The organism is Enterovibrio sp. FF113 (genome assembly GCF_041439165.1).
Classification (GTDB): domain Bacteria; phylum Pseudomonadota; class Gammaproteobacteria; order Enterobacterales; family Vibrionaceae; genus Enterovibrio; species Enterovibrio norvegicus_A.
Genome location: NZ_JBGONO010000020.1, coordinates 1 through 22,164, shown reverse-complemented (window position 1 = coordinate 22,164; position 22,164 = coordinate 1). Strand labels below are relative to the sequence as shown.

At 44.8% G+C, this 22,164-nt stretch carries 24 protein-coding genes; 7 read left to right on the top strand and 17 right to left on the bottom strand.

The annotated features are described in order from the left end of the window. Positions 1-8: 8 nt before the first annotated feature. The 3 genes from ACED36_RS16015 (at position 9) to ACED36_RS16005 (ending at position 4,179) form a co-directional block, all read left to right on the top strand. A complete protein-coding gene (locus tag ACED36_RS16015) occupies positions 9-821 on the top strand; it encodes a peptidoglycan binding protein CsiV (protein WP_016962370.1) in 813 nt (270 codons plus the stop codon). 97 nt (positions 822-918) lie between these two features. Further along, positions 919-1,497 (top strand): GNAT family N-acetyltransferase, encoded by a 579-nt coding sequence (locus ACED36_RS16010; RefSeq protein WP_371733529.1) that lies wholly within the window; start codon positions 919-921, stop codon positions 1,495-1,497. Between the two features lie 285 nt (positions 1,498-1,782). Next, positions 1,783-4,179: an EAL domain-containing protein gene (locus ACED36_RS16005; protein WP_371733528.1), complete on the top strand. Its 2,397-nt coding sequence runs from the start codon at positions 1,783-1,785 to the stop codon at positions 4,177-4,179. 41 nt (positions 4,180-4,220) lie between these two features. Here ACED36_RS16005 and ACED36_RS16000 read toward each other — a convergent pair whose 3' ends face one another. The 8 genes from ACED36_RS16000 to hinT all read right to left on the bottom strand — a co-directional run bounded on the left by ACED36_RS16000 (position 4,221) and on the right by hinT (position 11,114). Next, positions 4,221-5,513: an NAD(P)/FAD-dependent oxidoreductase gene (locus ACED36_RS16000; protein WP_016962373.1), complete on the bottom strand. Its 1,293-nt coding sequence runs from the start codon at positions 5,511-5,513 to the stop codon at positions 4,221-4,223. A gap of 393 nt (positions 5,514-5,906) precedes the next feature. After that, a complete protein-coding gene (gene ycfP / locus ACED36_RS15995; RefSeq protein ID WP_016962374.1) occupies positions 5,907-6,449 on the bottom strand; it encodes an alpha/beta hydrolase YcfP in 543 nt (180 codons plus the stop codon). A gap of 137 nt (positions 6,450-6,586) precedes the next feature. Then, positions 6,587-7,441, bottom strand: a complete 855-nt coding sequence (locus ACED36_RS15990; RefSeq protein WP_016962375.1) for a DUF6279 family lipoprotein — start codon at positions 7,439-7,441, stop codon at positions 6,587-6,589. A gap of 21 nt (positions 7,442-7,462) precedes the next feature. Then, the gene (locus ACED36_RS15985; protein ID WP_371733527.1) at positions 7,463-8,305 is read right to left on the bottom strand and encodes a phosphotransferase; all 843 of its coding nucleotides are present in this window, start codon (positions 8,303-8,305) and stop codon (positions 7,463-7,465) included. Between the two features lie 3 nt (positions 8,306-8,308). After that, positions 8,309-8,899, bottom strand: coding sequence for a penicillin-binding protein activator LpoB (lpoB, locus tag ACED36_RS15980; RefSeq protein ID WP_016962377.1), 591 nt, complete (start codon positions 8,897-8,899; stop codon positions 8,309-8,311). A gap of 33 nt (positions 8,900-8,932) precedes the next feature. Further along, a complete protein-coding gene (locus ACED36_RS15975; RefSeq protein WP_016962378.1) occupies positions 8,933-9,319 on the bottom strand; it encodes a YcfL family protein in 387 nt (128 codons plus the stop codon). Next, positions 9,319-10,764 carry a COG3014 family protein gene (locus ACED36_RS15970; RefSeq protein WP_017007251.1) on the bottom strand — a complete coding sequence of 482 codons (1,446 nt, stop codon included), beginning with the start codon at positions 10,762-10,764 and terminating at the stop codon, positions 9,319-9,321. The genes ACED36_RS15975 and ACED36_RS15970 overlap by 1 nt, the downstream gene beginning before the upstream one ends. Continuing rightward, positions 10,764-11,114: a purine nucleoside phosphoramidase gene (gene hinT, locus ACED36_RS15965; RefSeq protein WP_016962380.1), complete on the bottom strand. Its 351-nt coding sequence runs from the start codon at positions 11,112-11,114 to the stop codon at positions 10,764-10,766. Before hinT ends, ACED36_RS15970 begins: the two co-directional genes overlap by 1 nt. Positions 11,115-11,554: 440 nt before the next feature. Between hinT and ACED36_RS15960 the strand changes: the two genes are divergently transcribed. The 3 genes from ACED36_RS15960 (at position 11,555) to ACED36_RS15950 (ending at position 15,968) form a co-directional block, all read left to right on the top strand. Further along, complete coding sequence (locus tag ACED36_RS15960) at positions 11,555-13,558, top strand: methyl-accepting chemotaxis protein (protein ID WP_016962381.1); 2,004 nt, start codon at positions 11,555-11,557, stop codon at positions 13,556-13,558. A 562-nt stretch (positions 13,559-14,120) separates the two neighbouring features. Then, on the top strand, positions 14,121-14,996 hold the full coding sequence (locus tag ACED36_RS15955; RefSeq protein ID WP_017007249.1) for a glycosyl hydrolase family 17 protein: 876 nt from the start codon (positions 14,121-14,123) through the stop codon (positions 14,994-14,996). Positions 14,997-15,062: 66 nt separating this feature from the next. Then, the gene (locus ACED36_RS15950) at positions 15,063-15,968 is read left to right on the top strand and encodes a glycosyl hydrolase family 17 protein (protein ID WP_016962384.1); all 906 of its coding nucleotides are present in this window, start codon (positions 15,063-15,065) and stop codon (positions 15,966-15,968) included. A 140-nt stretch (positions 15,969-16,108) separates the two neighbouring features. On the opposite strand, the gene ACED36_RS15945 is transcribed toward ACED36_RS15950, so the two are convergent. From ACED36_RS15945 to ACED36_RS15905, 9 genes are all read right to left on the bottom strand, one after another. Continuing rightward, positions 16,109-16,411 carry a YkgJ family cysteine cluster protein gene (locus ACED36_RS15945; RefSeq protein WP_083248057.1) on the bottom strand — a complete coding sequence of 101 codons (303 nt, stop codon included), beginning with the start codon at positions 16,409-16,411 and terminating at the stop codon, positions 16,109-16,111. Between the two features lie 120 nt (positions 16,412-16,531). Further along, complete coding sequence (locus ACED36_RS15940) at positions 16,532-17,284, bottom strand: DNA alkylation repair protein (RefSeq protein ID WP_017002952.1); 753 nt, start codon at positions 17,282-17,284, stop codon at positions 16,532-16,534. Between the two features lie 71 nt (positions 17,285-17,355). Beyond that, complete coding sequence (locus ACED36_RS15935; protein WP_017002953.1) at positions 17,356-17,688, bottom strand: hypothetical protein; 333 nt, start codon at positions 17,686-17,688, stop codon at positions 17,356-17,358. A 61-nt stretch (positions 17,689-17,749) separates the two neighbouring features. Then, positions 17,750-17,941 (bottom strand): nucleotidyltransferase family protein, encoded by a 192-nt coding sequence (locus ACED36_RS15930; RefSeq protein WP_277814530.1) that lies wholly within the window; start codon positions 17,939-17,941, stop codon positions 17,750-17,752. Between the two features lie 174 nt (positions 17,942-18,115). Further along, entirely contained in the window at positions 18,116-19,150 is a 1,035-nt protein-coding gene (locus tag ACED36_RS15925; RefSeq protein ID WP_241819086.1) for a hypothetical protein, read from the bottom strand. Between the two features lie 71 nt (positions 19,151-19,221). After that, positions 19,222-19,386 (bottom strand): hypothetical protein, encoded by a 165-nt coding sequence (locus ACED36_RS15920; protein WP_158008859.1) that lies wholly within the window; start codon positions 19,384-19,386, stop codon positions 19,222-19,224. A 129-nt stretch (positions 19,387-19,515) separates the two neighbouring features. Continuing rightward, complete coding sequence (locus ACED36_RS15915) at positions 19,516-19,833, bottom strand: hypothetical protein (RefSeq protein ID WP_016962390.1); 318 nt, start codon at positions 19,831-19,833, stop codon at positions 19,516-19,518. 130 nt (positions 19,834-19,963) lie between these two features. Continuing rightward, complete coding sequence (locus tag ACED36_RS15910; protein ID WP_016962391.1) at positions 19,964-20,344, bottom strand: MmcQ/YjbR family DNA-binding protein; 381 nt, start codon at positions 20,342-20,344, stop codon at positions 19,964-19,966. 351 nt (positions 20,345-20,695) lie between these two features. After that, positions 20,696-21,070 carry a VOC family protein gene (locus ACED36_RS15905; protein ID WP_371733526.1) on the bottom strand — a complete coding sequence of 125 codons (375 nt, stop codon included), beginning with the start codon at positions 21,068-21,070 and terminating at the stop codon, positions 20,696-20,698. Between the two features lie 451 nt (positions 21,071-21,521). Here ACED36_RS15905 and ACED36_RS15900 point away from each other — a divergent pair, with 451 nt between their 5' ends. After that, positions 21,522-21,947: a transposase gene (locus ACED36_RS15900; RefSeq protein ID WP_371733525.1), complete on the top strand. Its 426-nt coding sequence runs from the start codon at positions 21,522-21,524 to the stop codon at positions 21,945-21,947. Positions 21,948-22,164 lie beyond the last annotated feature (217 nt).

Genomic DNA, 22,164 nt, shown 5'->3' with positions numbered 1-22,164 from the left:
GTAATGCTTTGAAGAAGCTAATTTTCCTGCTGCTGTGCACCATTAGCTGGCCATCAATCGCAGAACGTTGGTTTGACGTTGAAGTGATTGTATTTAAACGCAACCAGAGCCCTGATAACGTTCAGGAAAACTGGCCGGATTCGCAACCTAACATCAATTTCTCTAATGCGGTTTCTGTGTTCGACTCGGCCACACTATCAGCAAGAGGGATCCAATTGCTGCCAAAGAGTGATTGGCAATTGAATGCGGAATACAACAGATTAGCCAATCATGCTGGTTTCAAACCTCTCTTGCATACCGCTTGGCGTCAGAATGACGGCAGCAAGAATGCCATGCCAAAATTGCGTTTCACCGCAGGCAAAAACTATGGCAAGGAATACTACACTGATGGCACAGCCAAAGATGCGCCGCTAAACACCACTACTGGCTACGCGGGCGAAGAAAAACAAAGCGGCTCGATGTATGAGCTAGACGGTTTTATTCGTGTTTACGTTCAGCACTATCTGTTCATTGAAACCGACCTCGTGCTTCGCGAGCCTGGTGAGCGAAAAGTCCTGCAAGATGTCAACGAAGTGGCTGCACCGCTAGCAAACCAGCCAGAAACTGAGTTGGACGGCATCATGACTGATGGCACTCAAATCACCGAAACGGGTGATACTAGCCAATTCGCTGGCTTCCAGAAGCTTGAGCGTACTTATGCAATTGAAAAATATCTCAAGCCCTATTCCTTCGAGCAAAAGCGCAGAATGCGCAGTGGTGAAATCCACTACCTTGATCACCCACTTATGGGACTGATTATTCAAGTTACTCGCGCCGAATAAACACCGTTAACAACGCCCTCTCATGAGGGCGTTGTTTTAAAGCACCAATCTATACTGATCTATCTCTGCTTTAACTTGGACTCCCCATTGACCATAGATGACTGCGGTATACACCATGCAAGCTAACTTGGAATTTCAAACAGAGCGCCTTCTTCTGCGTGCGCTAAATCGAATCGATGTCATTGCTTTGCGCGATGCGATTAGCCAATCTTCAGATACCGTGGGGCCTTGGCTTGATTGGTGCCATGAAGGGTTTGATGATTTAGATGCTGAGGCTTGGATAAACCGAAGCCGTCAAGGTTGGCTCACGGGCAGCAGCTTCGAACTGGCTGCATTTGAAATAGAGACAGGCACTTTCGTTGGTTGCATTTACATCTCGAGCATAGACAGCGTCGCGAACATGGCAAATTTAGGATATTGGATAGCAACCGCTTCTCAAGGCCGAGGCTATGCACATGAAGCCTCTGAAATTGCTGCAACCCTCGCCTTTAGCCATTTGTTGTTAACCCGACTCGAACTCGTGATGGACCCTGCTAACCAAGCCAGTATCCGTATTGCAGAAAAGCTTGGTGCGACTTACGAATGCAAAGCAAGAAATCGTTACATGTATGACGGGTCGCCTAAAGAAGGCTTGGTGTATAGCTTGATACCCGAAGACATTTTGTGTTCTCACTAAATCTCATTTGCGCTTTAACCTTCTATCGTGCCAATCAACATATCCCCTTCTATTAATATCTAAGGATTCTCGGGCATTGCGCTTCATCGCAACTTCTCACTACAACGTCCAAAGCGTGATACATCGCCCCCTCCAGAATTATTTACAATGCACTGATTTATATAAATAAAAAATAGAAAAATAGAAAAGTGGAAAACGCTGTCACGTAACTGAAATCATATCTGAACGAAACTGTCACAGTGATTCTTATAATTGAGAGTATCAGCACCACTTGGTTCATGTTCGATGAAAAATATATTCTCTAAAAAGCTTCACTGGATCATCTGCGCTATCGGCACCGTTATCGCCATATGCAGTGGCATTTCAGTCAACTATCTTGAAGCCGAAAAACGTCAAAGTACGTTCAATACATTGATAGAGCAAAAGCTCAAAGTACTCGAGAAAGCGTTTTTCTCCTTTAATGAACTGCAGTTAACCGCACAGTTGTACTTCCAGAGCAGTGAAAGTCTAGATAAAGAAAAATTCCAGCAATTCCTTGCCAGCAGCACCCGAGAAGGGTCTGGCATTCATTCGGTTTTCTGGCTTCCGAAGGTGGCCAAGGTTTCCAGCTCCCAATTTGAAGACCAAGTGATAAACACAGAAGGCCAAAGTTACGTCGGGTACAAACTGTTCCCCCAAACCACCGACAATTGTTCATGGTCTCTGAACGATTTCACCTTCCCAGTGTTGTATGTGTCACCGCAAAATCAGGCAGAAAACTACATAGGTTGGCGAGCAGAATCTACGTGTCAATTTGCTTATGCGATGGAAAGAGCTTTCTTTCAGCGACGACCTGAAGCCAGTTTTTTTGTTCAGGACACGGGAAGCGGTGTTCGTCTTTTTTCCGCGGTAATGAACAACGAGAAACTACGTGGCTACCTTGTTACTTCCATCTACTTTGATTCATTCTTTGCCGCCATCTGGCCTGACTATAAGACACTCGATAATCTACATATTTCGGTGATGCCTCAATTTAGCGCTAAAGGTGACGCATCTTCGCTTCTCTTTTCATCCGGCGATGAGTCAACATCATCTCCGGATCTTCATACCGAAACCGTGCGTCATTTAGTTAAAATCCCCGGCAGTGAAGAGGGACTTTGGATTGCCTTCGCTCATACCAATCAGAACTTCATGGGGTATCGATACAGCATTATCATGACAGTACTTGGTATCCTATTAACGTTTGCGACGAGTGTTTGTGTATGGTCGTATTCCAGCCGGCTTGAACTGGCAAATCGATTGGTTAAGGAGCAAACCAAAAAGCTGCGTTTTCAGGCCTATCACGATAACCTCACTTCACTCAACAACAGACTAGCACTTGAAAAGAGACTCAAGCAGGAACAATTGCAGCTACAACTTGGTGAAAGTGACGGCTTTTCAATCCTTTTCATCGACCTTGATAGGTTCAAACAGGTGAACGATTCTCTTGGGCATCTTATCGGTGATAAGCTTTTGCAGGCGGTGGCAGAAAGAATTTATTTTGCAACGCCAGAAAAGCATCGCAGTTTCCGTTTTGGTGGGGACGAGTTTGTTGTTTGTTTAAGTGGCATCGTCGACCAAGAAAGCGCCCGTCGTTTCGCCAACACATACCGTGACGCGCTCGATCAGCCCTACATGATTGACGGACATAACATTCAGGTCGGTGCAAGTATCGGCATCTCAAGAATTACCGAATATCGATTTACCTTGTTGGACATTATTCAACAAGCGGATATCGCGATGTATCACGCGAAAGCAAGTGGTGAAGCTATCACCTTTTATAACGAGAAGATGCTCAAGCGCATTCAAACTCGTTTCAATATTGAACAAGAACTCTCTTATGCCATCGATAACAAACAGTTTTCTCTCGTCTTCCAGCCAATATGTAGAGGGGATAATGTCGCCCATTTTGAGGCACTACTTCGATGGAACCACCCAACGCTTGGCAATATCTCTCCGATGGATTTCATCTCAATTGCCGAAGACACTAACCAAATTCATGCGCTTGGTCGCTGGGTACTGAACAACGTTTGTGGCTTGTTGGCCCAATGGAAAAAAATCGCCGAAAATGATCACTTTCCAGGGATCACGGTGAACGTATCGCCAAAACAACTCAATGACCCTACATTTATTGGCTTCGTTAAGACATTGCTGGAAACACATGCAATACCCCATAAAAAGCTGGGCATTGAGATTACCGAATCCATATTGATGGAAGATGGAAAAACCACTGCTGCGTCGCTATCTGAGCTAAAACATATCGGAATACGCCTTTATCTTGACGACTTCGGCACTGGGTACTCGTCTCTCGCGGTGCTACAACAATATGCATTTGATGTACTGAAGATAGACAGGCACTTTATTACCAGCATCCACGGAGAAGAAGATAAATCATCCACCTTATGTGCCGCTATTATCCAGTTGTCGCGAGTATTGGGACTAGAGGTCGTTGCCGAAGGCGTTGAAACTGACGAACAGTTGACTTGGCTCAACGCGCAAGGTTGTGAGTATATCCAAGGCTACATTAAATCCAAACCATTGCCTGTTGAAAAATTATCCGCATGGCACCCAGCATGCCAAGCAATAGAACCTAGCAGTCTAAAAATCAGTCGCCCAACACACCCACGCTTAACATCGCTGAACCCAGCCAACAATCAGGTATAAAAAAAGCGGCTAATCAGCCGCTTAATATTCAATATTAGATTTTAGTGCAGTTTCAACGACGGTCGAAGCACGCGGTTAATTCGACTCACAACCATCATCAATCCGGTTTTTAACACCCCATGAAGCGCGATTTGATGCATGCGATATAGCGAAATGTATACCAGACGCGCAAGCCGCCCCTCAACCATCATTGAGCCACTAGTCAGGTTACCCATCAAGCTACCCACGGTAGAAAAACGACTGAGTGACACTAAAGACCCATGATCTTTGTAGATATAAGGTTTCAACTCACGGTCGGTGATTTTCGCTACGATGTTTGAGAAACAACGACTGGCCATCTGGTGCGCTGACTGAGCGCGCGGAGGCACCATGGTGCCATCAGCTTGCTCGCATGCTGCACAATCCCCTAACACGAAGATATCGTCGTCACGCGTAGTTTGCAGTGTAGGTTTCACCACTAACTGATTAATACGGTTAGTTTCAAGCCCTGCGATCTCTTTCAGAAAATCTGGCGCTTTAATGCCTGCTGCCCATACCATGATTTGCGCTGAGATCTTGTCGCCATCTTTGGTCGTCAAACCATCTTCTTCCGCTTTCACAACCATGGTCGCGGTGCGCACATTTACACCTAACTTGATCAATTCTTGCTGCGCTGCACCTGAAATTCGCGGTGGCAATGCAGGAAGAATGCGCTCGCCCGCCTCCACCAAGGTCACGTTCAGCTTAGAACTGTCTAAGTCTTTGAAGCCATAGTTGTGCAGTTCTTTAATCGCATTGTGAAGTTCTGCTGAGAGCTCAACACCCGTCGCGCCACCACCAACAATCGCGATATCCACAGAGCCATTGCCAGATTTTGCATGAAGTTTTAAGAACTCGTTGTTCATTTCATTTCGGAAACGACGTGCTTGTTCTGGGCTGTCTAGGAAAATGCAGTGATCACGAACACCTTCCGTGTTGAAGTCATTGGATGTAGAGCCAATCGCCATCACAAGAATGTCATAACTTAACTCACGCTCAGGCATCAACAGTTCGCCATCTTCGTCATCGTGCAACGCTGCCAATTGAATGGTTTTATTGTCACGATCGATGTTAGCCAAACTGCCTAACTGAAAGTCAAAGTAATGGTTTCTCGCGTGTGCACGATAGCTGATCGCATCCACGCCTTCATCCAATGAACCAGTCGCTACTTCATGCAACAGAGGCTTCCATAAATGGCTTGCCTTACGATCAACAAGAGTGACCTTGGCGCGTCCCTTACGGCCAAGTGTGCGGCCTAGTTTGGTTGCCAATTCCAGGCCACCGGCACCGCCACCGACTACGATAATTTTGGTCACGATTACTTCCTCACCATGATTTTAATACGAAAAAATTGTGCTACATCCCGCGTTAGTGACGCGTGATGAAAGAAAAGGTGTATGTAGGAGGTGAGGTAAAATCTTGATCGCATGAGGTGGTGTGAGTAACAGATTTTTTATTCATTTTGGTTCTGTTCTCGCGCTATTTGCTTTTAGTGTTTTGCGCTCAACGTCACGATCAATAAGTCGAATCCATTATACAGATCACTTGATCTCAATCAATTTTTATATCTGTGAATGCATGCCAAATGCAGTGAAAACGTTCAATTCAGTTGGTATTAACGATGTTTGATAACGTGATGAAAACACAAAGGACATGAGCTGTAACAACTCATGTCCTTTGTGTGAATGTCCCAAAAGTAAACCTGAATATTAAGCTTGCTCTTTAAACGCTTTTATTGCCTGAAGATGATGAGAAATGCTCTTGAATTTGTGCCCCTGCACTTCATCCCAAATAATTTCATAATATGGACTAAGTGTGGATTTGCTGCGTGAATTATCCAGTAACTCGTCGTGTGTCGATAAAACGACTAAACAACGACCTGCATTTTTAACACGGAAATCTTCAACACATTTTGTGCCGATATCAGCATACTCTTCGGGCCTATCAATTCGGCCTTCCATGTTCTCTTGTGGGAACAGGTTTGGGTTGAATATCACCTGCTTTAAACCAGTAAGAAAACCAATACGTTCAGACCAATAACCACCAAGACCCACGCCGCATATTATCGGATGCTTGTCGTCAGACAGTTCAATGTGCTTGCTGACTTCTTTGAGCAAATGCTGCATATCGTGTTTGGGATGAAGTGTGCTGTAGCTAATGAAACGAACATCTGGGTCAATGAACTGAAGTTGCATGACCTTTTCGTGGTTTCCTGGGCTTGTTGAATCAAAGCCATGAAGATAGATAATCACTGAAACTCCTTCTCACACTCGTATGGCAAACGCCAGTTTCTGCCTTGCTGATATCACAATCTATCACGCATTCACACACATTAGTTAAGGTTAAAGATCAAAGCCTCGAGAGGGTCAATAAATTCGTCATGCATTGGTTAAGGTTTCGTCACGCTGGCGATATCATCACTGAGCGAAGTCAATTTTTCCCTTAACGCCTTCCGCTGCTTATCGGTGAGATTACGATCGATTCGCTGAAGCAATTCATAACGTCGACCTATATAGATAGCCATATCATTCTTATATTCATCACTCTGAAAATGTATCAGCCGAGTGAAATAGGCATTGAGCCGCTGCGCTAGATCTGGTGCTTTTCGGTTGGTGATAATATTGGCGAATTCCGCCACCAGCTCGTCACGAATGTCATAAAACACCGGACGCATTTCTATCTGATAGGTTGCCATTTCAAGCAACTGAAGCTGTTGCTTTTTGTTGACCGTATCAACCCAAAATTCCGCACGCTCCACTAAGCGATCTTGTCGCCGCTCTCGTTGTTCTCCCAACGTTCCCTTCTTCGCTTCTTCTACACCTTCGTCAATTTTGTCATTCATTGTGCTCAGCCACTGAGCGGCCTGCTCATCACTCAATGAACGAATAAGATTAACGAGCGCAGGCGTTAAGCCTTCTACTGATGCATTGACCCTTTCATTCGCGCGCTGATGGTATGCGCCTATCTGCGAATAAGACAGCGGCTTGACCGTGTCGCGCCTCAGTTGATTCAGTAATGCTTGAATTTGTGGCAGTTCAGTCTGACGGTGCCATTCATGGAAAGCGTCCAGATCTTGATCGAGCTGTTTTTGCTGAGAAGATGTCATGTCCACATAGTCAGACAGATAGTAGTCAATCCAAAACGGCAGCGTGTTGTAGGCAAACTGATTGGTACAGGCAGCAAGAGAAAACGCTGCAAGAGCAGCGAAAAACAGATTTCGGATTGGATGATGTCGTCGTTTCATCTGTACCTCTTTGGTGCGCGTTTACTGTAATAGACTGTCTTTCAATACAGAGGTAAAACGCAACGCTCGGTCTTGATAAAGGGGCTGTCCATATAATTGGTAGCCCAGTGAAAACCACAGTACGCCTAGATAATATGCCACAGGTAGCCAGCGGGCACAGGTTTCCTGCCATAGCGCCACGTTATCCATACGTCGTATTCGACAATAATGATTCACCAAGGTTTCAAGTTCGATATCATTGGCCAGCGAAGTCATCACCAAATCTAGAGCAGGATCGCCTAATGCTGCGTATTCCCAATCAATAATTTTTAGTTCACCTGCTGGGCATTTAATCAGATTGTAATAGCCCAAATCGTAATGACAGGTAGTCAGCGCAAGTTCACTTTTGAATGCATGATGCTGAAAGTGACAATGAATAGCCTTGATGTCGTCTGACATCAACGTGGGGGAAAGATGACTGAAGTAGTGGAGACCTTTCTCAAAGGGGTCGAATCGATTGGCTAGCAGCGGGAGATCGTGGACCTTTGCCTGCAATATTGCTATTGAATCCAGCGCAATGCCATCAAGCACCTCACCTTGTACCCAAGCATTAAGCAAACCATCCGAATACAGCGCGATGGGCGATGCGGCAAGCCCACTTTCGGACGCAATCAGCAGAGCGTCATGCTCATGCTGACGGCTCAAACCAAACACCTTGGTGGCTTCGCTTTTTGGCCGCCAAACAAACTGCCGACCATCTGACGCAGAAAGTTTCATACAACGGTTACTCAGACCACCATCAAGCAATTGGGCGTCGTGAATAATAAAATCAGGCCGCAGTCTTTGAATAACTGCGGCCTTTTCTTGTTCAGCGTAAAGCGACAAGGACTACCATCCAATCAAAGACTTTGACTGTTTTTTACGGATTTCTGTCTCGTCAGCCCATTCGATCAAGCCAGACTCAAGATCCATCAAACGCATGGTCATCTTGTAATAAACATCTTGGTCGCTACCCGCGCTCTTATTGATGCTTGATAGATTGCCGTACAGCATGTATTGCGCGCCGACCATTTTACCAAACTGAATCGCCGTACCTGGGTTTACCAGAGCATCGTTATTCTGGAAATCAAGCTGGTCACGAACCGCTTCAACACGGGTCATATCAACAAAACGGAACTTGCCCGACTTCAACATACGCGTGCTGATAGAATCAGTGATGGATTCCGTGTCGATGTGCTCGGCCGTTTTGTTCTTAATAGATTCGACAAACACAATCGGTCGGCTATCACGCGTAATCGCTGCAACCGCACCAGAAGTCAGCATGCTGTCTGTCATTTCTACAGCGATTTTTTGCAGATCTGTCGAACCAAACTCAATGGTGGTTGTTTCCACTTCTTGAGCATCACCGTAGCTCACCTTTTGTGAACACCCACCCATGATGAGTGCAACACCCATCAGCGCAATCACGCTTTTATTCATTCTACTTACCTGTCAATTTGATTAATGGACGTTTCACTGCACGTTACGCAGTGACACGCGAAAATTCTTCGCATCAGGGTTCAATGCCACACCTTGAAGTGTGATCGAATCACCACCGTAAATGGTGAACTGTCGCCACGGCGATTTACCGCTGTCGACTTCCAAGCCTTGTGCGTCATACCAGTTAAAACGGTATTGAAGATTCTGAGCATCACCGCTTTTGTTGGTCACCTTTACCTGTGCCAATAAGCGCTCGTTCACTTCGCTGGTTTTAGCATTGCCAAATTCCAGTGATTTACCCAGCACAGCGTTACCCAAAACCACATTCTGGTTACTGCTATCTATGCTGATTCCGGATGTATTAGCTGCACACCCTGACAATACTAACGCCGCTGATAGCAACATCACCGCATATCGCATCATATTCCTCCTAAAATCCCTTGCCAATGAACCACTTTCCCACCTTGTCGGGACAGCCATACCAAGGTTGTTTTACCCGGTTGAAGCGAGACTTCGATAGATTGACCATCAACCGTCATAGCATGTTTGCCGGCCGAATACATGCCACTGTATACACCCGCACTTTCAGGCAACGTTTGCCAACTGCGCGTATCCGGTTGCTCACTCAACACATTAAAAATGTTGGCGACCAAATTGCCAACACCACTTTCGTCCTTTTCAGACAGAGACTTGCGCATTTCGTTTTTCGCCACAACCCGCAAAATCTGTCGAACACTCATTGCAGGCATCGCTTCATTCAAGGCTTGTTGAGCCATGGCATTTACATTGACCACCGCCTCTGGCATCACATCTGATTCATCAATGTGAAATGACTTCTGAGGCCTAGCACTAAAAGAAGTGTAATACGGAAGTGCCAAGCTGTAGGTTTCTAGGTTGCCATTTCGGTCTGAAAACCAGATAGGTAAACGCCAATCCTGACGAGCATTAACAATACCTTGCTCATTAATCACCACGAGTTGAGATTGGCTATTCAAAGGCCGTTGGTATTTCCCATAACGTTGTTCAAGCAGTTTAAGGTCGTTTTTACGCCCCTGCTTGAACGCAACACGCATAGCGGCACTGGCGACAAATTGATTGTCAGGTGCAACTGCCAACGCTCGGCTGAAATCAATGAACGCGCCGTTAAGGCTCCCTTCCGCTTCATACAACAATGCTGACAGATAAAAAAGATACCCATTTTGCACTGCACCAAGCATTGAGCCAGCATCAGGATAGCGAGATAACACTGCGCCAACATTATCAGAAATGCCGTTTTTCTGGGCCGAAGCCGTCGCATTCTTCAATTCTGACTCTCGAAGTTTACGCGCGTCTTCTTGAACCTGATTAGCACGACGAGCTTCCACCAACGCTGCCGTTAAATCACCTTGCTGCACATAGCCCAGCATCATATACAGATGCAAGAACCCCAGCTCGTAATCCGGCGGTGAATACGTCAACATATTGTCGTTGGTCAGCAGTGACCCCGCTTGATTAAACCCTTCAGAAATTTGAATCATCGCTTGCTGTTGTTGCTCTCTCGCCGCGAGATCTGCTTGGTCAAATCCACCTTTACTAGCAGCACTATCCCCTGCGAGCAAGGCCAATCGACCGCGCTCCATACCATCCAACAGTTCACCATCGACGGACTCTGGCAGGGTTTCCAACGCTTGCGCATATTCCCCTTGAGAAGCCAATAAATGAGTTTGCTTTAAGCCGGCAGAGTAATGACTGAACAAGCCTTGGACTGACAAATTGGCACAGCCAATTAGCCCAACACTTAGTAGGCCAACCAAAATATGTTTTTTATTCAATGCGCTAAGAGCCCTGAGCAATACGACAGGGGCTTGCAAAATTCGATGAGTCATTAGCCGAGAAGCAACGGGCCTAATGGACGACCGCCTAGTAGGTGCATATGAATATGATACACCTCCTGACCACCGTGATTATTACAGTTCATGATGAGGCGATAGCCATTTTCAGCAATGCCTTCTTCTTCTGCTAGCTTGCGAGCCACGGTAAACATACGACCCATTGCCGCTTCGTCATCCGCTTCGATATCGTTCACGGTTGGGATCAGTTTGTTTGGGATAATAAGCATATGGCTTGGCGCGCGGGGATTGATGTCACGGAAGGCAGTAACAAGATCGTCCTGATAAACGATGTCTGCTGGGATTTCCCTACGGATAATTTTACTGAATATTGTTTCTTCAGCCACGGGCAGCTCCAAATGAATGATTTCATGAAGATGTCAGTATGCTAGAGACAAACACATTGAGCAATAATGAACAGTGTTTTTATCCAATTCAATCGAGGCGTCTGTCCCGATTTTTACTTTTCGTTACAAAACGGCGTGATTTGATGATGGGTAGCTAAATGCACCTATCAATCATCAGTCACTTATTAACCACTTTCTCAACAAATTTGCGTCGCACTTCAAAGACTCGAAATGCCGACACATTTTAATCATAAAGTTTTTGAAATACTTGCGGATGATAAGAATAGCGATGTGTTAGAAGTCATCAATCAACTTTTTTAGTAATGGAAGAAAGTATGGTTAGCGACCATCAATCACCTTCTGTTGTAACACTTTAGCGGCTCGTAATTTTGGGCAGCATTTCTGGGAGACATTAGCCTGTGGCTAGTGGGAGGAAACAAATGGCTAAAAAACGACAGAGTTCTGTCATTCGTCGAATGTATGCAGGTTTCGCGGTACTGGCCGTCAGCTTAATCGCAACCAATACATTGAACCTAAACAGTTCTCAAAATATTCACGAACAACTCGAGGTCGTCACTTCGAAAGCCTTGCCCTTAGTTTCAATGTCGAACGAAGCCAGCGTTAGCCTTCTCGCCGCAGACAAGGTTTTTAAAGACTATCTAACCAGTGGCAATAAAACCGATAGTCAGCAAGTGCTCGACAAATTTGAAGCCGCCAGACAAAAATTCGGTGTAGCACTTGGTAACCTGTATCAAGCAACCTCAAGCCAACAAGGATTGGGCGACCAACTCGAAACTCTACGTGAGATTGAAAAACGCTATTTTGCTGAAGCGTCCCTGGCTATGAGTAACTTTCAGCGCCAACAAGCGGCAAAAGAAAACGGTATAAAAGCGGCACGACAATTCCAGCGAATGAACACAGCCCTTGCGCTTGGTATGCAAGACTTTGTCGCAAACAATGGCTCAACCACCCTAAAGATCATTTCAAAAACGTACTTCAAGAAACTACAAGAAACTGAAACTCATACCTCAGATGCGCTAGCAAGTAACAAGTTAAACGATGTCACCAAAGCCATTTCAGGCAACAAACGTAGTGTGAAACAGCTCAACTACTCGTTCAAATCCCTGACATCTCAATTGCCAGATCTCAAGGAGAAATTCCAAAAAGACCTCGATGCGTTTACTTATGACGTCAGCCGTGAAGGCGGCGTGTTGGATCAACATTATGCCTATTTGGTGGCAACCAATGAGCTTTACGACAACATCGGTAACTTAGCCCTTGAAGTTGATAATGCCATGTCCATTCTCGACCAATTTCGTGAACAAGCCGACGGCGTAATGCTCTCTTCTATCGAACAGGCCAACGCTTCGTTCCAAAACGGCGTACGACAAACCATCTTTATCGGTGTGTTGATTCTAGCTATTACCTTCTTTATCGGCTGGCATATTGCCCGAAGCGTTCGTAAACCACTGAGCAGCACGCTAGCCGTTCTAGAAGCCATCACTGAAGGCGACATGACCCAACGCATCGAAGTGAAAGAACACAATGAGTTTGGCCAATTAGCGGATCACATCAATACCTTGGCGGCGAACCTTCAAGGCATCTTGAAACAACTGAGGGATGCGGCAGAAGATCAAGCGCAAGTGGCGGCGGAGAACCAATCCACCACCCAAACAGCCAAGGCACAACTCAACGAGCAACGCCAACAAACAACGGCCGTTGCGGCAGCGATGACACAAATGGAACACTCCGTTCGAGATGTGGCAAGTAGCGCGCAACAAACCATGGACAAAGTGATGGAAGTAAGTGATGCCGCTGCGAAAGGTCGTGAAATCATGACACGCAGTATCAGCACCACTCACCAGCTTTCAACTCGCTTAGATGACTCGGTGAACGTCGTTTCTTCTTTGCAAGAGATGACATCCAATATCGAAACCATCTTGGATGTCATCAGCAACATTGCTGACCAAACTAACTTGTTGGCCCTTAACGCCGCCATTGAAGCAGCGCGAGCCGGTGAGCAAGGGCGAGGCTTTGCCGTTGTTGCCGATGAAGTACGTGTGCTTGCTAAACGAACATCAGACTCCACGTCTGAAATCGAAGAGATGATTAGCAAGCTACAAACACAATCAAGTGAAGCCGTCGCCGTAATGCAGGAATGTGTCGATGAGATGAGCCACAGCGTGACACAGGCTTCAGATGCTAACTCTGCCATGGAAGAAATTGAATCTATCATCATGATGATCAGTGACATGAGTAGCCAGATTGCACAAGCTGCAACAGAGCAGCGCACGACGTCTGCAGATATCGCACGTAACGTGGAACACATCAGCTTCATTGCCGATAGCAGTTACAGCGCCATGCAAAACGTTGCGGGGGCCAGTGAGCGATTGGATAAACAAGCCGTTAGCCAGAATGAACTGGTGCATAAGTTTACGGTGTAGCATTTATAGCGGGCATGGAAACGTGCCCGTTCTTTTCGCATTAAATTCCCTTTCTCCCCTTTCATTGAAATAAATTGAACTGTCTGCCATTCATCTCAACAACTTCGTTCACACACTAAACAAATACAAGTCCAATATTCGCGTTAGCCAATCTCATCTTTGTATAGATACCTCATCATTTCGGTCAGTTAGCTGTGCATAGAAACCCGCTATTTTTGATGATTTTCTAAGCGCTTTTCTGCATAAAATTCACCGCTGCACCGCCATAATTAACTCTATGTTTTTCAAGCATTTTCACCAATACATATGCGCCCAAACACTTACCAGCAAAAGTTAACATCAATAAAACAACAAATGTGATCCATGTTTACCTTCGCAATATTGTTGGTTGTGTTATGTGCAGCTTGTGGCAAAAATCAAAAAGAAAGCGCTTTCTTTTGCTGTTCTAATGCAACACGTTGAATTGCTCATAAGATAAAATCTGCGCGTAAACAAAACATAAGTCGCTGAAAAATAATGCGATATTAACAGTAGGATAGCGATATCCAGAGGGAGTCAGACAGTGTCCAGCAGAATCAGCCACCTTTCGTATCACCACAGCGATGGGTTAATTGAGTTGAAAAAGAAAACGCGCCAGATCGTGGATAACAAAATTCATGGTATTTCCTTCAGTCCATACATCGATGGACAAGGTCCGGGTTCTGAGATCAGCGAAGCGCAGATCCACGAAAGATTGAAAATTATTGTTCCCCATGTGAATTGGGTGCGTTCATTTTCCTGCACGGAAGGACACGAGAACATTCCCAAGATCGCCAAAGAATATGGTCTAAAAACCATGGTCGGCGTATGGATTGATCACGACAAAGAAAAGAACGAAATTGAATTTATTAACGCGATTGAAGTAGCGAAAGCGGGTCATGTCGATGTTTTAGCCATCGGCAATGAAGTGTTGTTGCGCGGTGACCTGTCAGAAGACGATTTGATTGATTACATCAACCGTGCAAAAGAAGCACTGCCCAATGTAGAAGTGGGATATGTCGACGCCTACTTCCTGTTTGAAAACCACCCACGCGTGACTGACGCTTGTCAGGTGGTCATGACCAATTGCTACCCTTTCTGGGAAGGCTGTCCGGCAGACTTTGCTGTGCCTTACATGAAAGAGATGTACCACCGCGCAATGAAAGTTGGAAATGGCAAACGCGTCATTGTCTCTGAGACAGGTTGGCCAAATCAAGGTGTAGCTGAACGTGGCGCCATTCCATCCGAAATGAATGCAATGAAATACTTTATCGACACCTTTGCTTGGGCAGAGGAAGAAAACATCGAAGTCTTCTATTTCTCATCTTTTGACGAAGCATGGAAAGTTGAAGACGAAGGTGCAGTCGGTGCCTATTGGGGGCTTTGGGACAAAGACGGCAATTTTAAGTACAACGCTTAATCAATGCATTCTCCGAATCGTCTTGTTCTATCTAACTATAAGTAATAAGAGAAAAGGTAAAATGCTATGGAATACAGAAACGCTATTTGTTATTCAGGATATCGTGAAGGGCAAAACCCGCGCGAAGGGATTTACCCGTCGTATAACCAAGTGAAGGAAGACTTGTTAATTCTCTCAAAGAACTGGTCTGCCCTACGCCTTTATGACTGCAGCACACATGCGCGCTTAGTCTTAGATGTTATTCAAAACGAAGGTCTGGATTTTAAAGTCATGCTGGGCGCAGATGTCGCCGCAGAGATGAATAATCCAGGTTGCCCTTGGGGAGCGCAATTCAGCGAAGAAGAATTGCAAGCAAACCGCGAAGCCAACGAGCAAGAGATTGAACGACTGATAGATCTTGCTAACGCTTACCCAGATACCGTTGGCTACGTGTCTGTCGGCAATGAGGCGAGCGTCGAGTGGACAGACCATTTGATTTCAGTAGAGAAGCTGGTTGAACACGTAAAGCGTGTGAAAGCTGAAATTTCACAGCCTGTCACTTTCTGCGAAAACTATGTTCCTTGGACATACAAACTGGATGAGCTAGTTGCAGAGTTGGATTTTATCTCCCTGCACACTTATCCGGTTTGGGAATACAAAACCATCGATGATGCGCTGGGATACACAAAGGATAACTACTTTGCTGTTGCAAACCGCTACCCTGACAAGCCAGTGATCATCACAGAAGCAGGTTGGGCGACTGCCTCTAATGGCCGTGGTATAGAGGCATGGAATGCATCTGAGGAAATTCAAGCCGCTTACTATGAGCAATTATTGGATTGGACACGAAGCGAAAAGATCCTGACTTTCGTGTTTGAAGCTTTCGATGAACCATGGAAAGGCGATGCACACCCTGAAGAGCCTGAGAAGCATTGGGGTTTGTTCAAAGAAGACCGCACGCCTAAGTTGGTCATGCAAGGGCTGTTTGGCTAAATACACGGCTTACAGCTGCAACTAAGCGACATATTAAAATGGGCAGATTATTCTGCCCATTATTTTTGCGCCTATTTGTTGCGCCTATCAATTCGTGTAATTCGGCTTGGCGTTTAAAACCTGTGCAAAGGACATCGACACTATAGAGAATCCAGTTCTGCCCTTTCGTCTCTGCATTCCCAAGAACCCATTTCAAACTCTCGACAAATCCACGGGCGATTTTCATAAATCGTGCACATATATGTCTCGCGGTCTAATGCTGAACACCAGCCATCATCCAAGCGCAACATCGTTTCACCCCCCCATTTATCGAAAGCAATATGCTCTTCAGGAACGCCCGTGTCAGTGATGATCATGACCTCCAAGCGACAGCAACAAGCTCGACAGTTTGAACAGGAAACTTCGGGGGGATTAACATTCTTAATTGGTATAGTCGTGGACATGGACATGGACATGGACATCTTCGTACAACTCAATTACGGCATAATACTCCAAAATCGAGCCCATTTTTCGAAATTCGTGGTTCAGCAGCACTAGTAACAATAAGTGCATGAAAAAAATGATTATTTAGTCAGTGCAAGTAACCTCATTCTACTTTCAGCATCTAATTTCTCGATTGCATAGCGAATGGTTGGCCTTGTCATTTTGGCAAAATTGTTCTCGATATATGTGATGACATCATCTTTATGGTGCATAGATGTCACCTTAAGCAACCATCCAACGCTTTTTTGAACAAAAACATCGTCATCGCTAAGTAACAGATCACACTGCTGAAAGATAAGATCTTTATCTAAGCAGTAAACAGACTTACCCACCTTCCGCTTAACAAACTTCACCCAAGCCACATTACTTGCACGTCTACACCAAGATACGTTCGAATGCGCCCATCGCTGTGTTGTCACAATCAAATGCGGCCGAGCTAGCATGAACTGGTAAAGCGTTTTAATGCACAGATCATCGACGTGAGACCAGTTTGACGCGTAGTTTTCTAGCCAAAATTCAAAACGTAATATCAGATCGTCGTCATAATTTTTCTTGACGAGTTTGTTTATCAACCCAAAAGCCACTAACACGTCTTCACTGTACTCTGCGTTTTCTAACAAATACTCAGTAACACACAGTACTTCCGCCGCACTCAACGCCTTATGCTCAACGTGAAAATCATCAATAACACGCTTTATGTCTGATGCAGACGCCCCGATGCAATGAATTCCTTCGGGGAAATAGCGGCGACTTGATTCCGCTTTTTCAGGCGAACTTAAGCATTTGAGCGCCCTCTTTAATTCTTCTACATATGACAGATACGGATTCTTCATTTCTTAAGGGCAAACCATCAAATTAATTCCTAGCAGTAGGCAACATTTTCAGGCTAACGAATGGTCAATACTCAGAGCCTTTCCGCCCATCTGCCATTGTTATCTCTGCTGCAATTCTCTTCCGTATCATATGCGATAAAGTTAGTGCCAACATTGATACCAGCACCAGTCAGACTCTTTTGAATCAGAGCATTAAAGCGTTGAAAATGGTTGCTCTGCTCAAAATCATTTAGGCTACTGTTTGTATCGAATACACAGACCACCTTCAGGCTTTTAGGGAAATTTGAGTAATCCACCAAATGCGTTAACCACTGAAACCCCGCCAATTCTTGAAGTGCGGTGTCACACACATTGGTCAGCACTTCCCTAATCTGATTATCTAATTTTTTGTCGGTTTTACGCATATCTACATCATGACCTTACGCAATTGAAAGAGTTATACCTAAGCAACGTCAACCTGCTTGCTCAGCGAGAGGTTGTTTGGGTATAACACCTCATGATTTTATCTATTTCACCTACCCGGCACTCGTTATTTAGAGGGGTTGGAACAGCTTCTTGATGAAGATGATCCCAGACCAAATTGCGAACAAAACCCGCAGGCAGAAAGCAATGCGCAAGATTGCGATTGTGGACGCAATTGATAGCCTTAACCCTCAACGCATCTTCAGGTATTAGCTTGACTCTTTTCTTCGCAAACAAACGAAACTCACCCAAATGACAACGATATCAAACAGGACAACTTTAACACGAAAACAAGCAATCATCTGTGCGCTGAGAGTAACAAGATAACCTCAAAGAGCACCATTCAGCGTCGTTCATCTCGCTCAAAACTTAGTAACGCGATGCATCCGTTAATTGTGTTGTCATCCATTGTGAGTACAACGAAATGACAGTGTCTATATCCTTCGTGGTATAAAATTTTTTTTCAACATCATCTAATACACATTCCAATTCGTTTGCTCGACACAGATGTAGCGTCCAGAAGTAGGCGAATTTTCTCACATGAGGTTCAATGACATTTTCCACTGATAAATTAGATACCGTATATTCATTTTTCGATTCTTCAAACTTTATATCGGTGGCTTTCTCATAATAATCAAAACGATTTTTGAAATTCCCCTGATAGTAAAATTCAACCCTTTGACTGAGAGACATACCCCCGTCTATCGATTGATGAAAAACGCCATATCCATCAACATCACCATATAAATCAGACCCACTAGAATAGCCATGAAAGTATTGTTGCAACGAATCGAAATGAGGTCTCGTTTTGAGGCCATATTCTGATAAGACACTACCAATATCACCAACCCAACTAATTGAATCTGCCACAGAAATACCACTTAAATCATCAATACCTGTATCAATTGATGGATATGATAATGCGTTAATTAGTGCCCATACATGCGTGACATCAATAGCGTTGCCGTGGGGGTCCTTGAAAACAATGTTCCCTTTCTTCAAGATGCTGATCACAGAAGGCGAAACCCCCTTATCAACTGATGCTGGTTCTATGTCAATGGAACCAATGAGTAGAAGGTCCCATAACTTACTGTTGTAATGTGTTTTTCTCAGCCGTGCAGCAGTTACTTTCCAATCGTCATCAGGATAAGCACTTTCAACCGCCTTAATGAGATCAATAACCTCTTCAAGTGATTTAGTTTCAGGAGCACTCATAAGGTGTGCTTTGCTATCGCTAGGCATCCCCCAAACTCTATCTATTGCGTTATGATTATGCGTGTTACTCCCTTTAACTTGACTCTGAATTTTCTCATCAGCATTAACACTTGTTACTACTAGATATATCAATGTAATGATGACTCGTCTTGTTAACACACGAACCGTGCTTCTATTTGTCATCACCATTATTTACTCCTTGAGTTTTTACGCTAATAGATTTAACGCATCTATGTACAAACAATGACTGTCACAATACTTCAATCATGGGTGTCATGCTGCCTACCGGAAGAAAATAGAATGCCACCGTACTTAACCTCTTCCGATACAGATGGAATCGTTTTGTTAATGCGTTTTCTAACAGACTCAACCGTAGCGTATTGGTCGCCGTCTTGAAGGCGAATATCATCCAATTGCTTGAACACTCTTTGTCGTCATGGTGCGGCCCACTCTAACGAAAATCCAACAGTAGACGATAACTTAAAGATAGCTAAAAGGCTGACACTCACGCTGGATCTAAGCATTGGTAACATGCCCTGAACGCTTTGACATACTCACTTTTCTAAAGACAGCACAACTTGCAGGACGACGGTTTCGGGTTGCTCTTCAAAAACTGTCCGAAGTGATTTGTTTACTTGCTCTTCAAGCGATGAAATGGTTTGGCTACCAACATCTGAAGCACTGACATTCACGGTGACTTGTTGAAGCACGTCATTGCGAATATTCCAACCGACCTGAGCCTTCCAGCCATAATTGCTTTGTATAAGACGCTCTAGCTTGGCCTGTTTTTGTGACATTTCTTGTACATGCTTCGCAAGATCGCATCCAGATAAAGCCAATATGAGCATTAGAACCATTGAAGTTTTCTTCATGTGAAATCCTTTTGAACACAACGTCGCTTTAGGGGCGAAAAATGCTAGATCCATTCTGAAAAGCCACTTTAAACGCCAAAGGTTGAAATGAAAAATTGCGGGGGTGACACCGTTCATCTCGAAAACATAGTCATGAACATGGTTGATTTGACTGACTTATACCTAACTCTTGCTGTTTACGCTTACTTAGACCACTAGCAACAATCCGGTAGGATTCTGATAGGTAGTACTTCAAATCGTCGTCTAGCTCACCAGATGTTTCTGTCTGCTGTATCCACTTCATGCCCCGGCTAGCAAAATAAGGCGCAGGTCGATACCCATCGTAATGACTCAGAAATTCGTAGTTCAAGTTTGATGTTTTAAAGGTGAACGCTGCTTGAGAGTTGCCACTCCAACCACCGACAGCGAATACTTTATCACCCACCTTCCATACATCCGAATTACCCCATTGAACAACATGACTCGTCCCTGCGAATGAGCCACAAAAATGGTTGAATTCATCATAGTTCATTCCAACTTCCCTCTATAAGCACATAACTTCCTTTTTTCGCGACCTTAAAGACACCGTTAAACATACCTTGATACTCATTGACCCATGCCCGCCAGCTTAACCCGCTGGCTTAACTGGAAAGTGAACAACCAAGTTGCTGACGCCTAGTCTGGCCCTGTCACATGAATGACAGGCAGCCGTGAGACCGCAGTAAGAGACCCTCTATATGTGTTTGCCGTAAGCAACGACTTAATGGCTCAAATAACGACGCAAAGTGAATGACTTTGTTGTTCGAAAGCAGTGACTGCTTACGCAGTCATAAAGACAGCCATGCCTCTTGACCGGAGAGGGGCTCATATGTGTTAGGTGTAATCACTCAGACTCCCAAGGTGAACAAATGTCAATTAGGCAACCATTTGGGTCTTTTACCAGAAAGCGGCGTTGCCCGTAAAATTCATTGCGAGGTTCTTGCAAAATAGGTAACCCCATAGTTAATGCAGTCTGGTAAGTGGCATCAACATCCTTTACTACGAAGGTGACGTACATACCGGTTGGGGGTTTTTGATAATCTCTGGGTACAAGATCGTGATTCCTCTGAATAATTCCATATTCAATTTCCGAATCTTCTGGAGAGCAAAGTTGCACATACCAATCGCTGTCGTACTTCACATTGAAGCCAAGTAGCTCAACATAAAATTCTTTGCTTTTTTGTAAATCGTCAGAGCATATATTTGTCAGTATTCTCATAACTATCCTTTGACAGCTAACGTTGTGATCTAGCAAATCCCCTCATAATTCCTTTTCTAAACAATGAGAAAGACGCGCATCGACCCTTTTGATCTAATGAATTTCGCCAAAACCACATTCCAATAAAAGGAATGAACAATGCGCGATATTCAAATTCTACAAGATACTCTACAAAATCAGTGTCCCACTATTCATAAAAAACGACTTCACTCTCTGATACTTGCGAGTCGACCGATTGCTTGGTAATGCCATAAAGAACTCTATCCCAATGCAAACAACAAACCCGCCTATCTGGCACTTGCCAACTTGCACGCCGCTCTCCACTGGCTTGTCATGCTCATCATGTTAAACAGGCACCGAAAGGACGGACAGCGCAACGTCATACCCGCACCAGCAAGAAGCATAGGCGTCTCGTCTGTTTGCCAAAAGCGCAAACGCGCCGTGGCTGCTGGTGACTAATATCCCCAATGACACGCTAAACGCGATTCAGATAACACGCTTATATGCAAAGAGAATGCAGATAGAGGAAGCGTTCCGCGACTTAAAAAGTCCCGCATATGGGCTGGCTCTTCGGCATAACCGAACCCGCTGTATCAAGCGCCTCAACATCTTGTTATTGATTGCGCTGCTGACAGAGGTACTGATGTGGTGGAAAGGTCTCATTGCGACAAAAGCTAAATGGCAATACGACTTTCAAGCCAACACCATTAAGCATCGGCGTGTTCTCTCTATTCCACGCTTGGGGAGAGAGGTAAGAAAGCATCGACGATATTGCATCAATGAACAGCAATATCAATGGGCTATGCTCGAATATCAGGGTTGGAATAATTATGAGGGGATCTTTCAGCGCCTGCGTAACATGTTTACTACCATGTAAATCAAGCTGAATTTTACGGCCACAAACAGCGAAATAAAGACAAACCTACAATGCCGGATGTCGTTCATCGTGTTGATGCATTTGTTGAACGAAGCCGCTATGCGGCAGAATAGAACATCCCGTCTACGTTTCTTCCAACCCTGCCAGTCCGGCAGCGGACAGGAGAAACACCATGAACCGTCAACAACAGCAGCGCTTCGATGCGCTTTATCAACAG

Bases quoted from the DNA above. Each gene is read 5' to 3' on its own strand.
- lpoB (WP_016962377.1), bottom strand. From the start codon at position 8,899: ATGAATAAAAGCGTGATTGCGCTGATGGGTGTTGCACTCATCATGGGT.
- ACED36_RS16010 (WP_371733529.1), top strand. From the start codon at position 919: ATGACTGCGGTATACACCATGCAAGCTAACTTGGAATTTCAAACAGAG.
- ACED36_RS15905 (WP_371733526.1), bottom strand. From the start codon at position 21,070: ATGAGAATACTGACAAATATATGCTCTGACGATTTACAAAAAAGCAAA.
- ACED36_RS15925 (WP_241819086.1), bottom strand. From the start codon at position 19,150: ATGGTGATGACAAATAGAAGCACGGTTCGTGTGTTAACAAGACGAGTC.
- ACED36_RS15990 (WP_016962375.1), bottom strand. From the start codon at position 7,441: ATGAAACGACGACATCATCCAATCCGAAATCTGTTTTTCGCTGCTCTT.
- ACED36_RS15935 (WP_017002953.1), bottom strand. From the start codon at position 17,688: ATGCGTAAAACCGACAAAAAATTAGATAATCAGATTAGGGAAGTGCTG.
- ACED36_RS15975 (WP_016962378.1), bottom strand. From the start codon at position 9,319: ATGCGATATGCGGTGATGTTGCTATCAGCGGCGTTAGTATTGTCAGGG.
- ACED36_RS15960 (WP_016962381.1), top strand. From the start codon at position 11,555: ATGGCTAAAAAACGACAGAGTTCTGTCATTCGTCGAATGTATGCAGGT.
- ACED36_RS16005 (WP_371733528.1), top strand. From the start codon at position 1,783: ATGAAAAATATATTCTCTAAAAAGCTTCACTGGATCATCTGCGCTATC.
- ACED36_RS15940 (WP_017002952.1), bottom strand. From the start codon at position 17,284: ATGAAGAATCCGTATCTGTCATATGTAGAAGAATTAAAGAGGGCGCTC.
- ACED36_RS15970 (WP_017007251.1), bottom strand. From the start codon at position 10,764: ATGACTCATCGAATTTTGCAAGCCCCTGTCGTATTGCTCAGGGCTCTT.
- ACED36_RS15945 (WP_083248057.1), bottom strand. From the start codon at position 16,411: ATGTCCACGACTATACCAATTAAGAATGTTAATCCCCCCGAAGTTTCC.
- ACED36_RS15915 (WP_016962390.1), bottom strand. From the start codon at position 19,833: ATGAAGAAAACTTCAATGGTTCTAATGCTCATATTGGCTTTATCTGGA.
- ACED36_RS15950 (WP_016962384.1), top strand. From the start codon at position 15,063: ATGGAATACAGAAACGCTATTTGTTATTCAGGATATCGTGAAGGGCAA.
- ACED36_RS15910 (WP_016962391.1), bottom strand. From the start codon at position 20,344: ATGAACTATGATGAATTCAACCATTTTTGTGGCTCATTCGCAGGGACG.